Origin of the sequence: Arsukibacterium sp., from assembly GCF_036735525.1 — a bacterium.
Lineage (GTDB): Bacteria > Pseudomonadota > Gammaproteobacteria > Enterobacterales > Alteromonadaceae > Alishewanella.
In genome coordinates this window covers 1-14,489 of the sequence record NZ_DAINOE010000034.1, presented here as the reverse complement: position 1 = coordinate 14,489, position 14,489 = coordinate 1, and the positions used below count along the sequence as shown (strand labels likewise).

14 protein-coding genes are annotated in these 14,489 nt (G+C 48.4%); 4 read left to right on the top strand and 10 right to left on the bottom strand.

Annotated elements, in window-relative coordinates; translation table 11 throughout:
• Positions 1-31: 31 nt before the first annotated feature.
• Positions 32-1,057, bottom strand: a complete 1,026-nt coding sequence (locus tag V7D78_RS08555; protein WP_333608030.1) for a LacI family DNA-binding transcriptional regulator — start codon at positions 1,055-1,057, stop codon at positions 32-34.
• A gap of 178 nt (positions 1,058-1,235) precedes the next feature.
• Positions 1,236-3,665 carry a TonB-dependent receptor domain-containing protein gene (locus V7D78_RS08550; protein WP_333608029.1) on the bottom strand — a complete coding sequence of 810 codons (2,430 nt, stop codon included), beginning with the start codon at positions 3,663-3,665 and terminating at the stop codon, positions 1,236-1,238.
• Between the two features lie 390 nt (positions 3,666-4,055).
• On the opposite strand from V7D78_RS08550, the gene V7D78_RS08545 reads away from it, so the two are divergent.
• Positions 4,056-5,420: a ribonuclease J gene (locus V7D78_RS08545; RefSeq protein WP_333608051.1), complete on the top strand. Its 1,365-nt coding sequence runs from the start codon at positions 4,056-4,058 to the stop codon at positions 5,418-5,420.
• A 100-nt stretch (positions 5,421-5,520) separates the two neighbouring features.
• On the opposite strand, the gene V7D78_RS08540 is transcribed toward V7D78_RS08545, so the two are convergent.
• The 6 genes from V7D78_RS08540 to V7D78_RS08515 form a co-directional block, all read right to left on the bottom strand.
• On the bottom strand, positions 5,521-6,267 hold the full coding sequence (locus tag V7D78_RS08540; RefSeq protein WP_333608028.1) for a class I SAM-dependent DNA methyltransferase: 747 nt from the start codon (positions 6,265-6,267) through the stop codon (positions 5,521-5,523).
• A 54-nt stretch (positions 6,268-6,321) separates the two neighbouring features.
• Entirely contained in the window at positions 6,322-6,783 is a 462-nt protein-coding gene (locus V7D78_RS08535) for a glutathione S-transferase N-terminal domain-containing protein (protein ID WP_333608027.1), read from the bottom strand.
• A gap of 308 nt (positions 6,784-7,091) precedes the next feature.
• Entirely contained in the window at positions 7,092-7,502 is a 411-nt protein-coding gene (locus tag V7D78_RS08530; protein WP_333608026.1) for a phosphate ABC transporter substrate-binding protein, read from the bottom strand.
• A gap of 21 nt (positions 7,503-7,523) precedes the next feature.
• On the bottom strand, positions 7,524-8,663 hold the full coding sequence (locus V7D78_RS08525; protein WP_333608025.1) for a hypothetical protein: 1,140 nt from the start codon (positions 8,661-8,663) through the stop codon (positions 7,524-7,526).
• A gap of 162 nt (positions 8,664-8,825) precedes the next feature.
• Positions 8,826-9,263: a DUF3429 domain-containing protein gene (locus V7D78_RS08520; protein WP_333608024.1), complete on the bottom strand. Its 438-nt coding sequence runs from the start codon at positions 9,261-9,263 to the stop codon at positions 8,826-8,828.
• A 94-nt stretch (positions 9,264-9,357) separates the two neighbouring features.
• The gene (locus tag V7D78_RS08515) at positions 9,358-10,281 is read right to left on the bottom strand and encodes a sodium-dependent bicarbonate transport family permease (RefSeq protein WP_333608023.1); all 924 of its coding nucleotides are present in this window, start codon (positions 10,279-10,281) and stop codon (positions 9,358-9,360) included.
• A 136-nt stretch (positions 10,282-10,417) separates the two neighbouring features.
• Here V7D78_RS08515 and V7D78_RS08510 point away from each other — a divergent pair, with 136 nt between their 5' ends.
• Complete coding sequence (locus V7D78_RS08510) at positions 10,418-11,398, top strand: LysR family transcriptional regulator (protein ID WP_333608022.1); 981 nt, start codon at positions 10,418-10,420, stop codon at positions 11,396-11,398.
• Here V7D78_RS08510 and V7D78_RS08505 read toward each other — a convergent pair.
• Together V7D78_RS08505 and V7D78_RS08500 are read right to left on the bottom strand one after the other, a co-directional pair.
• Positions 11,340-11,747, bottom strand: coding sequence for a hypothetical protein (locus V7D78_RS08505; protein ID WP_333608021.1), 408 nt, complete (start codon positions 11,745-11,747; stop codon positions 11,340-11,342). The genes V7D78_RS08510 and V7D78_RS08505 overlap by 59 nt on opposite strands.
• Positions 11,748-11,757: 10 nt before the next feature.
• Complete coding sequence (locus V7D78_RS08500; RefSeq protein WP_333608020.1) at positions 11,758-12,117, bottom strand: thiol-disulfide oxidoreductase DCC family protein; 360 nt, start codon at positions 12,115-12,117, stop codon at positions 11,758-11,760.
• A 172-nt stretch (positions 12,118-12,289) separates the two neighbouring features.
• Between V7D78_RS08500 and V7D78_RS08495 the strand changes: the two genes are divergently transcribed.
• Positions 12,290-13,849: a leucyl aminopeptidase family protein gene (locus tag V7D78_RS08495; RefSeq protein WP_333608019.1), complete on the top strand. Its 1,560-nt coding sequence runs from the start codon at positions 12,290-12,292 to the stop codon at positions 13,847-13,849.
• A gap of 33 nt (positions 13,850-13,882) precedes the next feature.
• A partial coding sequence (locus tag V7D78_RS08490; protein ID WP_333608018.1) for an ABC transporter transmembrane domain-containing protein occupies positions 13,883-14,489 on the top strand: 607 nt, incomplete at its 3' end.

The window sequence follows — 14,489 nt, the reverse complement described above, 5'->3', positions numbered from 1 at the left end:
AGAAAAGTAGCATAAAATAAGTCGGGTTGGCTTAGCAGCTGTCGCGCAGCCGCAGTTCGCACTCCAGTAAGATATCCTGGTTAATTTCCCCCGATAGCAGCATTCTGGCCGCTGTTCGGCCTTTTTCGTCGCTATGTTGCGCTATGGTGGTTAAGGCGGGGTAGGCACGTTCGGCTTCTTCGATACCATCAAAGCCCACCAACTTCAGCTCTTGTGGAATAGTGATGCCCAATTGGCGCGCCACGCTCATGGCACCCAGCGCTATGCGATCACTCATACAGAGTAATACACTGGGTCTGGGGTGCTGGGTTAAGGCTTCTCGGGCGGCAATTTCGGCGTACTGATGATTATTAACAGGTATATGCCAGATTTGATCGGCACTGAGTTCACGCTTGGCATCGGCCGCCGCAGCTAAATAGCCATCGAGCCGGCGGCGCGAAATCGCTTCATTTTGATCATACAGCTCATGGCTTTGCATGCGGCATACCCGGTTAGAATCCAGTAAGCGCAAGCCCAGCACCGCAACCTTGCCTGCTTGTTGCTGCAGCGCGTACTGGGCAATGTCGTAAGCGTAGCGGTAGTTATCAATATTAACCGAGCCAATACCGGGCAGGTTGCAATCGACACTGATCATCGGTTTGCCGCTTTGCATGACCCGTTCTAGTTGCTCATGATTTTTTGGGCTGCCGTAAATAATAAAGCCATCGGGCAGGGCTTCCGCTGTGCTGTGCACGGCTTTGGCGCCTGACAATAACAGCATATCTTTGCCTTGCTGCTGCAACACTTCAGCAATGCCTTTGATTAACTGGTTAGCGACCGGATCACTGATGGAATACTCGAGGGTGTCAGATAATAATATCGCTATCATATCGGAGCGGCCGGTGCGCAGGCTGCGTGCTGTGGCATTGGGGCCGGCAAAGCCTAATTTTTCGCTCTCTTTTAAGATATGGCGCCTGAGTTCGGCAGATAACTGATCGGGGCGGTTAAAGGCGTTTGACACCGTAGCAACCGACACCCCCAGGTGTTTGGCCAGAGATTTAAGCGTAACGTTGGGCATGTAAAACCGTATCCTTGTGCCAGAGTAACTGTGATCCGCTGCTAAGCTGACTACTCTAATACAGAATATCTTAAACGTTAAGGTTTATTGCCAGAATGAGTGGAGATAACAGTAGAGCGGCTAGGGTTTGAATAAAGATTGCGGCTGCTAATGCAGCCGCAATATGTGCACAATAAGCTTAGAACTGATAACGCAGGCCAACAGAGGCAGTACGGCCATTGATGGTGCGCGCAGTAATAATACCGTTAGCAGGCACACTGCCTTGCTCTGCTTCAGTGATACCAATGGTGTCAAACAGGTTGTTGACGTTCAAAGACAGTGTCAGGTTTTCGGCCAGATGGTAGTTGGTAAAGGCATTAATCTGGGTATAACCACTGAATTTCAGATCGTTGTTGTCCTGCGCATAAGAGGCGCTGGTACCAATGATACTGACGCCAAACTGGGCACTGTCCTGGGTATAACGTGCCAATAAGCTGTAAATCACATCGGCCTGACGCCGCGGCGTGTTGCCCACTACAGCAGGGTTCAATGCATCTTTGCTGATCTCTGCATCAGTAAGGGTAACTGAGCCGCGAAAGTCAAGGTCGCCAATACGGTAGCTGCTTTCTAACTCTATGCCTTTTGCTTTGTATACCCGGTCAAAAAACCGTTGTGTGGTCGCTTCAAAGTTTTGCTCTTCGGTTTCGGCAAAAAACAGCGTAGCAAACAGATTGAGGTTGCCATGGCGGCTCTTGCTACCGATTTCATATTGCTTTACTTCGTCAATGGCGTCTTCACGCGCCACCGAGCCATCACTGTTAACTTTGCCAAACAATAAGCGGTCGGCATTGGCGCGCGCGCCTTTGCTGATGCGACCAAACATCGCCCAGTCACGGTTAAACTGATAGTTGGCACCGGCCGAGTATGAATTGTAGCCCCAGCTGTAATTGACCAGCTGCGGGTTAGCCAGATCTATTGCTGAAACACTTTGTTCAATCTGGCTAATGATACCATCACCGTTCATATCGCGGCTGCTTTGTACTGCACCGGCATAGTTGCCGTTCGCCTTGCCGATGTCACGGCGGATACTGGCATCCAGTGACCAGTCACCAAAAGCCCAGCCCACATTAACATAGGGGGCTTTAGTACTGTATTGAGTGTCATAGTTACGTTGACAACAATTGCCCCAGAATGGCACGCCATAAGCTAGTTGACCTTGCGCTGAAAACGCGCTGCCATCGGCTGCAAACACATCTAACAGCTCGGCATTATCGCCTTTGAGTGCCATCAGATAAGCGTTCCATAACCAGGACATGCTGATGGTTTGATCGGCCATGTAGTAGCCAAAAGTCATATCAATATCGCCAAAACGGCGTGATAACTTAAGATCGTTAACCATGGAACCAAAATCATGAATTTCTACGTCGAAGGTATGAATACGTATTGCATTAGCCGCAGTATATGCCTGACCTGCTTTCGGACCGACGGCATAAACAACACTGGCATTGTCACCGGCAATACTATTTGCAATCGATTGCGCACTATCTACTTCGGCCGGAAACAGCGTATTAAAGTTGCCGCTTACATCACTAATTCTGAACCGGTTTTCAAGAGTCCAGTTGCCATCTAAATCAAACTGGGCTTCAACACCAATACTGTTTACCTGTGGGTTCATGCCATCGCGCACATCGCCACGAGAAATCTGGTTATCGCCATTTAAGCGCACGGTTTGCGTTAAATAAGCTGATTGCAGAGTGTCTCGCTGCGCATTATATCCAGGAACTGAGCTGCCATCGGCAAGCATGGGCATTGGCATAAAGCTGGTGACACGGTCATTTAAATGTTTGGCATACACCCGGACATAGCCGGTATTAAATTCTTTGGTGATATTGCCTTTTAACTGGTAGCCGCGCTCACCCTGATAGCCCGGATCTCGAACCCCTTCGCCCTGACGGACAAAGCCACCAAAGTGAAAACGCATATCACTGTTTATATCGCCGCCAAATTCAAAATCGGTACGGAACTGATCGTAATTCAAGCCAGAGCTGATGGCCAGGCTGCCGCCCTGATGCTCACCGGTTTTGCTGATAAAGTTAATAATGGCGCCCGGTGAGTTGCTGGCTGCGGTGCTGGCCGAGCCGCCACGAATAACATCTAAACGGGCCAGGGTGGCGTCAGAGCGAACAAAGATATCGGCGTTACCAAAGGCGATGTCGCCAAACTGCAATACGGGTAAGCCATCTTCCTGTAAGGTTAAAAATTTGGCACCACCAGCGGCCACCGGTAAACCCCGTACGGCGATGTTGGCATTACCTTCACCACCGCTCGCTTCACTGCGAACACCGGGTAACATGCGAAATACTTCAGCGGTAGAGCGGGGCGCCGACGCGTCAATATCTTCGAAGGTCAGGGTGCTGACCGATACACTAGACTGCATCACTGTCTGATTTCTTGATAGGGCACCGGTAACCAGAATACGCTCAAAGCCTAATCCTGAGTTGGCGCTGCTGTCTTCTGCGGCAACTTGCTCAGGTGCCGGCTCGCTGTCTTGTGCCAGTAATGCGTTGCTGCTTAACGCCAGGCTTATGGCTAAGGCCAGGCATGAAGGTTTTAGATATGTTGCTTTCATAAGGTGTCTCCCTTGTCGATCCTGTTTAATGTCATTTTATATCGCTTAATCGTTTAAGCTTGTAGGTTTAATTAAAGGTCGAATATTTTTCGTTATATGATCTCATACTGAAATTAAGTAAATGGCAATTGCGTTGACTGCCAAATAAAGCTGCCTGTTGTCCGTTGCATGATTCCGATTAGCCAGATCAACACTACAACTTACCGTAGTGGTTCCAGACTTTCTAATCATCTTAAACGTTTTACCCCTAAAAATAATTAAGGTCAAGCCTGGTTAATAACTAAACAGGTTTTTTTATGATTTTTTTGCTTTTTGCCGTTTCACTGTGCCCTTTGTGGTTTTGATGCGTACAATAACTACCTTTATCAGCCAAAGGATGCTGTTTTGACCGTGCATTTAACTGAGCACCTGATCCCAGGCCCGAAAGATTTGTGGTTTTTACCGCTGGGTGGCTGTGGCGAAATAGGCATGAATCTTAATTTATATGGCCATGATGGCCGCTGGCTGATGGTCGATTGCGGGGTGACTTTTTATAACCCGCTGCAACCTGGCACCAGTCCAATTACTGCAGAGGTGCAGGCGGCTGATCCGGCTTTTATTGCCAAGCGCCGTGAGCAGCTTGCCGGTATTATTATTACCCATGCCCATGAAGATCATATCGGGGCTTTGCCGTTTTTATGGCCACGCTTTGCTTGCCCGGTGTATTGCACGCCCTTTGCCGCAGAAATTTTACGCCGTAAAATGGCCCGCACGGGCCTGGCACAGCAGATGCCCATTATTGAAATCTCACCTGGTGGTACTTGCAGTATTGGCCCGTTTTCAATTAACTGGTTAAACATTACCCATTCTATACCTGAGCCGCAGGCGTTATTAATCAGTACCGCTGCGGGCAAAGTATTTCATACCGCTGACTGGAAAATAGATAATGCCCCGATAACTGGCCGGCCTTTTAAACCTCAGGTATTTAAGCGACTGGCACAGCAGCAGATTACCGCTATGGTGTGCGATTCAACCAATGCCCTAAAGCCCGGTTTTTCTGAGTCCGAAACTGCTTGTTACCATGCCTTGTTTGACGTCATTAGTAAGGAGCAGCAGCGGGTGGTGGTTAGTGGTTTTAGTAGCAACATTGGCCGGCTCATCAGCCTGGGTCATGTCGCCCGGCGCACAGGCCGTTATTTAGCCTTGTTTGGCAGAGCTATGGAAAACATGGTGGCTGCAGCCCGGGTTTGTGGTTACTGGCCGGATGATATACCGCTAATAGAGCCCTCGCATGTGGGGTATTTGCCGGCAAATGAAGTGCTGGTGGTGGCCACCGGCAGTCAGGGGGAGCCCAGAGCGGCATTAAGCCGGCTGGCGCAGCAAAGTCATCCGCATTTAATACTGGAAGAAAATGATTTGGTATTATTCAGTGCCATGCTTATCCCTGGCAATGAAATGCTGGTAAGCCGCTTGCTTGATAAATTAAAGGCCTTGAAAGTCAGAACTTTGCAGCATAAAGACTGCCCATTACCGATTCATGTATCAGGCCACCCGAATCAGGGCGAGCTTGATTTACTGTATCGCTATGTGCAACCAGCCATCGCCATCCCGGTGCATGGTGAAGCGGCGCATATAAAAGCCAATGCAGCGGTGGCGCGTGCTGCAGGGGTAGCACAGCAATTTACCGGTCAAAATGGCGATTTATTTGTACTGGCTCCAGAGCCACGGGTATGGCCGCAAGCGGTGGCAACCGGACGTATTGCGGTGGAGCATTAGTTCACTTACCTTCCTGAACAAGCGCGATATATGCACTTAGCACTTTGAGCTCAGAATGGCGATGACTAAGGTCGGTTTTTTGTGGCCTGTATTATTGCGTTTAGGCTTTTATGCAAACAAAGAGCGCATTACCAGATAGCGCATCCCAAGGCATGATGCTCTGGTAGTCATGAGTCAGCATGTGGACCTCAAAATAAGGCGCGAGCAGGCTCTGCAACTGAGTAAAATCTACCGCCACCATTGGGTGCTCATCCTGCCACAGCTGTTGCTCAGAGCCTGTTGTTTTTCTGATGCGTAGCCTCAGAGACTGTTGCTCGCCCTGACCGTTGTAATGCCAGGCTGAAGCAAATTCAAACAAGCTGCCAAGATGTGAAGTGCTGTGGCTAACACTGCTCAGATTACTGATTTTATGTTTATCTACGGCATTAAACACAAAAATGCCGCCGCGGGTTAAAGACGCATGGACACGGGCAAAGCATTGGGATAAAGCGCTCAGGTTTGGGTTGTAATGCACGGAGTATAAAAAGCAGCTAATAAGATCAACAGGCTGAGCCAGGTTAAAATGCCCCATGTCTGCCAGCATAAAACCGGCTTCGGGGCAGCGCGCCTGAGCCAGTGTCAGCATCGGCTGATTCAGATCCAGCCCCTGACACTGATAGCCGGCATCAATAAAATGACGGATATGTGGCCCACTGCCGCAGGCTAAGTCCAGATACTGTTTGCCGCCATTACCGAATAACTGGTGTAGCCGCTGCACGCCAAGGCTTTGTGCCTGATAATTGATATCACAACACATTAAGTCATAGTAGATCGACAAGTCGGTGTATAAAGCATTAGATAACTGCATTGGCGGGCCACTCAGGCTAGTTTAGGTGGCGCATTTTACAGCAGTTAAACGTGTTTATGCACCGCTATTTTTTACATTAGTTTGCTGTTCGCTGAGCGTCTGAGAGTGTGCTTTGCTAAGCTCAACCAGTTGTTGCAAGTACTGGATAATAGCTGCCGATTCATATAGCCACCGCGCCTTGCCAGATGCCTCAGTGATCCGTAAACAAGGTACTTTTACTTTACCGCCAGCGCTTAATAATTGCTGGCGATGTTCGGCGTTATGCTGGGCGTCATATTTTTGGATAGCAAGTCCAAGCCGGGCCATTTCTTTGCGCACCTTTATACAAAACGGGCAGGCCAAAAACTGATAGAGCGCTAGTTGCTGGCAGGCCTCATTCAGCCATTGCTGTTCGGTGGCGCTGTGCTTTATCGCTTTGGGCGTGCTGAGCTTTTCGGCTACCAGCATAAAAGGGGTTAAAATAAGGCGGATTAAACGGAAAAACCATCTGAACATAAACCGGATAAGCAAAGGCATACACTACTCTACTGCTAATGTTATTCAACACAATAGGCTGCATAATAACATAACGTAGCGCTTTTAGCGTTGCAGTAAGGTTGGTCCTTGTCGATATACAGGCAGCCCCAAGCTCAAGCCGCGCCCTAATGTAAATACACTTAACGCCAACCAGAGCCCATGGCTATTAAAGTCTTGAAAAAGGCTGTAATTCAGCGCAAAGCTTGCGAACCAGAGCAGTCTCCTGGGGGCAGGCCATGCTTTATGCGATTTTTGTTAACAATTGCAAAAAGCAAGGCCTGACCCCAAGGGGTTTTCATTAGTAAGGTTTAATCAAGGGTTAATAGCACCTTTACGCCAGTGGTATCTGTACCACTGCTGACATAACCAAGAATATTCGGATTGCTGCTCACTAATTTAAGCATTTCTTGCTCGGAGCTCACTTCTTTTGGTGGCGTGCCTTTGCCAGTAAACACCAATTTTGACCAATAGGCTTTGACTTGGCTTGAAGAACGGCCAAGAGCTTTCTCATCAAAGCTTGCTCTGGTTGCATCAGCATCGCTTAAATTTAATGGGATTACTGAATCACCATTAGCAAAGCTGCTGCTTTTGCCGGTATAAATACGTTGAATATCATCTTTGGTTAACTGGTTGGTGTTATCAGGGTGACTTATTATGACTACGTTCGCTTGTAATGATATCGAAAAAGTCACAAGCAACAGTGCTAAAAGTGTTTTCATACTAATCTCCACAAAATGTTATTAAAATATGAAGTCGTAAGACAAGGCGGCTACCGTTGTATCGCCTACAAAGTTATATAATGAACTATCTTTTAGCCGGTTGACCTGTGCTTTGATTGAGCTAGAGTTGTTTATGTCGTAACGTAGTGTAATCGAACTGTCAGTAAAACGTTCTGGTTCATAGAGGTCTAAATCGTTTGATTTATCCCAAAAACGTGACCAGCTAACGAATGGAGTCCACTTTCCATATCGATAGCCCACGCCAAGCATGGAGGCTGGCGAGCGAACAGTAAGGTTGTCTGCTTTGTCTTCGCGTTTATTGACATTCATTTCAGATAGAATAAACCAGTCACCAAAATCACCATTAAGTGACAGGCCCATCACAGTTTGATCTGTAGCAGGGCTATAAAACGCATCGCTGTCAGGTCGTTCAGTGGCAGAGTTTTTTGATGTCATGTAAATCAAACGGGCAGTAAACCAATCTTTGGTGAACTCCACATCTATGCCGCGTATGTTGGTCCATTTGCTGTCTTGCGGCACTTCATCATAAAGGGCGTTGTATGGCGCATTTTTTACCGTTTCACTTCCCGCATAAATATTTGCAGTGATATCCCAATCTTTGAAGGTATCTGAAAAACGCAGATTAGCGCCATTATAATTACTGGCCTCCCAACCGTATAAGGTTTGTGGCGGACGCAGCCAGGCATAGGCAAAACCAACATCCTGGAATTCTGAATAGTAATAGAGAGGAATTCGTTTACGGCCAACCTGCAAGGTTAATTTATTGCTAAGATCATAGGATAGGTATGCCCATTCCACACTAAGTTTACTGTCTACAGCTCGTGCCATCACCTGGGTGACAAAAGATAATTTATCAGTAAAATCAACATTTAGCTGTGCACCAATCCTACTTTCCTCTTTAAAGCTCCAGTTTTCGTTGGACTGATAAATACCGCCATTGTTGTAGTCCGTGATAAAGCAGGGGCAGGTATAATTGACGTAACTACTTTCTTCAGTACTGCCAGATAACACCTTACCCACAGCAATGGTGCCAAAACCATTGAAGCGATAATTTATCTCTGCTTGTGAGGCTGGGACAAACCCAACGCTAATGGCTGCCACTAAGTAAGACAAGGGGGTTAATTTGTATACTTTTTTCATGCAAACCTCATTCATAAGTAACATCTGTTTTAGCTTTGAATGTAGCTGGCAATAGCATAGTTGCAATATTAAAAGGAAAATAAGTATTTGATTTAATTATGATTTTCAATTAATACATGATTAATTTTCCAGAAATTAAAGTAATTCCCTTTTAGAGTGGAGTTATTTCATCAGCCCCTGCATCAGTAGATGGCTGCTACAGACCACCAGGGTAAGGGCATGTCGTAGATGTTGATAGCTAACAGGGTACTGTTTATTAATCGCTGTCAGGTATTCAACTAGCCGTAACAGGGCAAAGAGGAACGTCTGCAGCAGTAAAAAATAATCGGCTAACAATGTTAGGCCAACAATACTGACCACTGGAAAGCTGACAGCTAGCAGCGCTAATTTACTGTTGTCATTGGAAAATTGGCTTGAATCTGCTCTTTGGTGTAACACTGGCCATAATACGCCTGCCATAAAGCCTAAAATCAGCGCACTGTACAGCATATAAAGTTGCAGCAGCTGTGGCAGGTTAAACTGCCATTGCAGATGATAAGCCAATGGCAGTAGCACAAAAGGTAGCAGGCCGGCATAGCCCAGCGCGTTAATCAGTTTCATGGTAAACCTCAGGTTTTTGCCATATACGTGTTACAAATGACAACTGATCAGGCTCACTGGCTAGCTTTGCAAGCAATTCTGCAGTTAATGCCTTTTAAGTTATCCAGCTTAAATACAACGGCAGGCCTATTAACACGTTAAGCGGAAAGGTAATGCCCAGGGCTGCCAGCAGTGCCAGGCCAATGTCGGCTTCAGGAATGGCTGCGCGGATTGCAGCTGGTGCTGCTATATATGACGCACTGGCCATTAATGCGGCTAACACCAAGATGCTTCCGCTTGGCAGCCCCAGCAACAGGCCCAGGCCAATACCAAACCAGGCCAGCACCACAGGGGCGATCACAGCAAACAACATCAAACGCCATTGTTTGAGTGGTAAAGGCAGGCAAACCTTGGCTGTGCATAGGCCCATCTCCAGCAAAAACAGCGCCAATAAGGTGCTAAAACCGCCAATCAGCACCGGCGTGATACCGGATAAACCATCACTGCCATACAACCAGCCGATGATCATGCCACCGCCCAACAGTAACACGCCGCGGCTGGTTAAGGCCTCATGTAAAATGGCCAGTGAGCTGGCCTTGCCGCCATTAATATAGCGATATAACCATAACATAGTGACAATGGCTGGCAGCTCCAGCAACACCAGATACAAGGTTGTTTGCGGCGCCATGGGTAAATTGTGATGAATAGCCAGCGCCATAACTACCGCAAAGGTGCCGGCACTGACCGATCCATAATGCGCAGCCACACTGGCGGCATTAGCACTGCTGAGCCTGACGATACGTCGCAAAATGGGATATAACAGCAGTGGTAGCACTACCCCGGTAGCTGCGATTAACGCCAGCTCAGGTAATATGGGGAGCAGTGGTACGCCATGCAGTGCCATACCGCCTTTTAAGCCCAGAGTGAGCATCAGCAAGATTGAAAGCGTTTCGTAAATAGGCACTGGTACTTTTAAGTCCGATTTCACCAGGCCCGCAAGCAAACCTAAGGCAAAAAACGCGATGACGACATCTGGCATAGTGGTTCCTGTAGTAGAGGGCTCTGGAAAATTTAAGCCTTTGTTGAGACCCGCGCAGTGTGCCGAAAAATAAATATATTGCCTAATTAATAATATCGTTATTATATATAGATAAATATCTATAGGTGTAAATGGCATGGATGTACGGCAGCTCAGTGTGCGTTTATTACAGGTGTATATTAAAATCGTGCAACTAGGCAGCATTTCAGCTGCCGCGCGCGCTTTACACCTGACACAACCGACAGTGTCATTGCAGTTAAAAAAGCTGACCGAGCTGGCTGGTGTGCCGCTGCTGCACCCTTATGGCCAGGGGTATAGCCAGAGTTATGATCAAGTTAAGGGGCATGGGCATAAGCAGGGGCTGGGATTAACCCCGACCGCTGCCGGGCTGGCGTTATTCAGAGCTGCTTGTGATGTGCTGGGGCGCTTTGACGATTTAAACAGCGAGTTAACTGAACTGCACAGTGGCCGGCGCGGCAGCATCAGCATAGCCGTGGTAAATACCGCACAGTATTTAATGCCGCGCATTTTAGGGCCTTTTTACCGGCAATACCCGCACATTGAAGTGACGCTGCATATTGGTAACCGCGCCCATATTTTAAGCCGTTTTGAGCAGCAACAAGATGATATCTACCTGTTCAGCCATCCGCCGAGTGGCGAGCATGTCATCGCCAACCCTATTGTAAAAAATCCGCTGAAATTAATTGCGCCGCTAGAGCACTGGGCGGTGGGTAAGCAAAGACTGAATTTTAACCAACTGAAGCAAGAACGCTTTTTATTGCGTGAGCCGGGCAGTGCCAGTCGTATGATGTTTGAAGCCTGGTTGAGCAGTCAGGGAATTGAGCTTAGCCACAGCATGCAAATCGAGAGTAATGAAGCAATACGATTGAGTGTTGCGGCGGGTTTGGGCTTATCGGTGATTTCTGCACATACCCTGTTAGAGGGGCGTGAAAGGCTGGCTATTTTAGATGTGCAGGGGTTTCCGCTGAATAGTCACTGGTATTTGGTGCGAAATGCCGATAAACGATTGGCGGATGCCGCACGCTCACTCACTGATTTTATTCATCACCATCTGGCTGAGTGCATTGAGGCTGATTGGCTACTGGCTGCACCCTAATATCAGGCTCAGTTCGATAGACGATGGCCGCGCGCTCTGGCTCGCTCAGTAAGCCTACCAAGATTGTACGGCGTCGCAGTTTAGTCATGCGCTCGCCCTTATCCAGCAATTCCCGCCTGAAAAGCTCAGGCTTATCTATCGCCGCCAAAATACAATGCCAGTGAATATAGCCACTGTGCTTAATTTGCCCGGCCTGATAACGCTGCTCTAAGCGCTGCTGTATTGGTATCAGCTGCAAGGGGTTAGCTAACAACTTAGTTGCCATTGCCTGGTGTAGTAACCAAATAGTGATGTCTGTGCCATTGCTTTGGCGAGGCAAATTACGTTTAGTTCTATGAGGGCGTTTCATACTCAAGGCTTTATTTGGGTTGAGTATCGGTCGGGCAATAGCCATCAGTACAGCGGTTTCGTTTAGCGGCCCAAAGATTATACGCTTTTGATGCCACCCAGTAGCAGGGCGCAAAGCGTAAAATCGCGACCAACCAGTGATGTCCTGCCAGCTGCCAGTAATGCAAGGTGGCATCAATGCCAATTAAAAAATGATCATCTTGCCACAAATGGATTTGTTGCATCATGGCCGCTTTACTCACGCCTTGATAACCGCTGAAATCAGTGTGACTGATGTCAACCAGCTCTAAATGTGGCTTGAGTTTATCAGAAAGCCAGTTGATTTCGCGCTGGCACAGTCGGCAGCTACCATCATAAAACAACTTTTGCATCTTAATTCCATTGGTATTGTCTATGAGCTGAATTACGTCGCTTAGCGTAACAGGATCACCTCATAACACTGACTAAACTGGCAATAATATGCTATTAACCGATTTGCCAGCGGCTAAGCCTTTTGGTTTGCGTTAATCCCGATAACTAATCCCGATAACGAAGAGGAAAACAATGAAAAAACTATCACTTTGGTGCGCAGCAGCACTACTCAGTATATCTGCATCGGCTAGCCTGGCCTTAACAGCGCAGCCCTATATTGCAACCAGCGTCCAGTTTCATCAGACGCAGCAAAAGGCTGATATGCTGGTGCTGTTAGTGCCTGCCGATACGACAGAGCTTAAGTTAAGCGGTTGGAGCCGTGCTACCAGTAATCAGGTTAACCGTGCACTGCAGGTTGCTGAATTTAATGGTAAAAGCGGCAGTAAGTTAGAGTTGGTGGCGCCGGTCGGCCTGGAGTATGGCCGTTTATTGTTGTTAGGTATTGGTAATCCGGCCGAACTCAGCCGGGCTAAAGCCGAAGAGCTGGGCGCCAGTCTGGGAGTACATGTCAATGACACCAGTGCTAAACAGGTACAGGTCAGTAGCCAGCTTATCACTGATACCACTCTGAATACCGAGATCACCACCGCAGTAGCGCATGGTATGGAACTGCGTAACTACCGTTTTGACCGTTTTAAATCTAAGCCAGCAGCGCGCCCGGCACAGCAATATCGCTGGCAGGTAGCCGATGTTGCCGCAAGTCAGGCCCGCTATCAGCAATTACATGCGTTGGCGCAGGGCGTCTTTACCGCACGCGAGTTAACCAATTTACCTGGCAGCTCTGGTTACCCGGAAGCCTTTGCTCAGTATGCCCGCCAGGTACTGGAACCTCTAGGGGTTAAAGTCACCATTTTAGGGCCTGAGCAAATCAAAGCGCTGGGCATGGGCTCCTTGTATGGCGTGAGCCAGGGCAGTGATAAAAAAGCCCATTTACTGATTGCCCATTGGCAGGGTGCCGAAGGCCAGCCTATTGCCTTGGTAGGCAAAGGCAATACCTTTGATACCGGTGGCTATAACCTTAAAACGGATTCCGCTTCCATTATTCGTATGCATTCGGATAAAGCCGGTGCTGCTGCTGTGGTCGGAGCAGTGCAAGCCTTAGCCGGGCAAAAAGCACCGATAAATGTGGTGGCGGTCGCGCCCTTGTCAATTAACATGATTTCGGGTGATGCGCAGTTACCTGGCGATGTGGTTACCGCCGGTGATGGCAGCACTATTGAAATTGGCAGTACCGACGCAGAGGGGCGCTTGATACTGGCCGATGGCATTTGGTATGCCCGTGAGCATTTAAAGGCCCGCGTAATCGTCGATATTGCCACCTTAACCGGGGCTAAAGTGGGTGCTTTGGGCACTGTTTATTCAGCGCTATTTACCGAGCATAGCGACATAGAGCAAACGTTGCGCCAGGCTGGTGAGCGGGTGCAAGAGCGGGTATGGCGATTGCCATTAGCCGGCTATGAAGAGATCACCAAAAGCCGTATTGCTGATCGCATTAATACCGGCTCACCGGGTGCTCAGGCTGGCGCGATATTTCTGAAACATTTTGCCGGTGACACCCCCTGGGCACATATTGATATTGCTGGCGATGCTTTTAATGCTGCTGCGAAAGGTATTCACCCTGAGGGTAGTAATGGTTATGGCGTGCGCTTACTCACCGAATGGGTTAGCCTGTACCAACAAAGCGCGGAATAAGCGCAAACTTAATCAGACTAACAGGCCATAAACTTGAATAAATCCGCTGGTAACCTCGTTAAAGCACCCAGCCTATTAGCGTGGTTAGCCGGCTTTTTAATGCCTTATCGCTGGCAAGTGGTCGCGGCTATGCTGTTTTTGCTGATTGGCTCTTTAGCCTGGCTGGCGCTGGGGCAGGGCGTGCGCTTATTGGTAGATGAGGGCTTTGTCAGTGGCGAAAGCAGCAGGCTCAATGGCATTATTGCGCTGATTTTAGTCATTACCACGATAAGCGCCAGTGCGGTGTTCTGTCGGTTTTACCTGATGACCTGGCTGGGCGAGCGGGTGAGTGCCGATATCCGTAATCAGGTGTATCGGCATATGCTACTGCTGTCGCCGGCGTTTTACAGTGAAACCCGTACCGGTGAGGTCATTTCCCGTTTTACCGCAGATACTACCGTGCTGCAAACGGTAGTGGGCTCCAGTTTATCGATGGCCTTGCGCTCCGGTGTCACGGCAATAGGTGGCCTGTTAATGATGGCTTTTACCAGCTTCAAAATGACTGGCCTGGTGTTAGTGGCTGTGCCTCTGGTGCTGGTGCCGATATTAGTTTTAGGCCGTAAAGTGCGCTTACTGGCTCGTGCCAGTCAGGACCGGCTGG

Coding starts and splice junctions, on each gene's coding strand:
- V7D78_RS08505 (WP_333608021.1), bottom strand. CDS start 11,747: ATGAAACGCCCTCATAGAACTAAACGTAATTTGCCTCGCCAAAGCAAT.
- V7D78_RS08540 (WP_333608028.1), bottom strand. CDS start 6,267: ATGCAGTTATCTAATGCTTTATACACCGACTTGTCGATCTACTATGAC.
- V7D78_RS08510 (WP_333608022.1), top strand. CDS start 10,418: ATGGATGTACGGCAGCTCAGTGTGCGTTTATTACAGGTGTATATTAAA.
- V7D78_RS08515 (WP_333608023.1), bottom strand. CDS start 10,281: ATGCCAGATGTCGTCATCGCGTTTTTTGCCTTAGGTTTGCTTGCGGGC.
- V7D78_RS08500 (WP_333608020.1), bottom strand. CDS start 12,117: ATGCAAAAGTTGTTTTATGATGGTAGCTGCCGACTGTGCCAGCGCGAA.
- V7D78_RS08495 (WP_333608019.1), top strand. CDS start 12,290: ATGAAAAAACTATCACTTTGGTGCGCAGCAGCACTACTCAGTATATCT.
- V7D78_RS08530 (WP_333608026.1), bottom strand. CDS start 7,502: ATGAAAACACTTTTAGCACTGTTGCTTGTGACTTTTTCGATATCATTA.
- V7D78_RS08550 (WP_333608029.1), bottom strand. CDS start 3,665: ATGAAAGCAACATATCTAAAACCTTCATGCCTGGCCTTAGCCATAAGC.
- V7D78_RS08555 (WP_333608030.1), bottom strand. CDS start 1,057: ATGCCCAACGTTACGCTTAAATCTCTGGCCAAACACCTGGGGGTGTCG.
- V7D78_RS08520 (WP_333608024.1), bottom strand. CDS start 9,263: ATGAAACTGATTAACGCGCTGGGCTATGCCGGCCTGCTACCTTTTGTG.
- V7D78_RS08535 (WP_333608027.1), bottom strand. CDS start 6,783: ATGCCTTTGCTTATCCGGTTTATGTTCAGATGGTTTTTCCGTTTAATC.
- V7D78_RS08525 (WP_333608025.1), bottom strand. CDS start 8,663: ATGAAAAAAGTATACAAATTAACCCCCTTGTCTTACTTAGTGGCAGCC.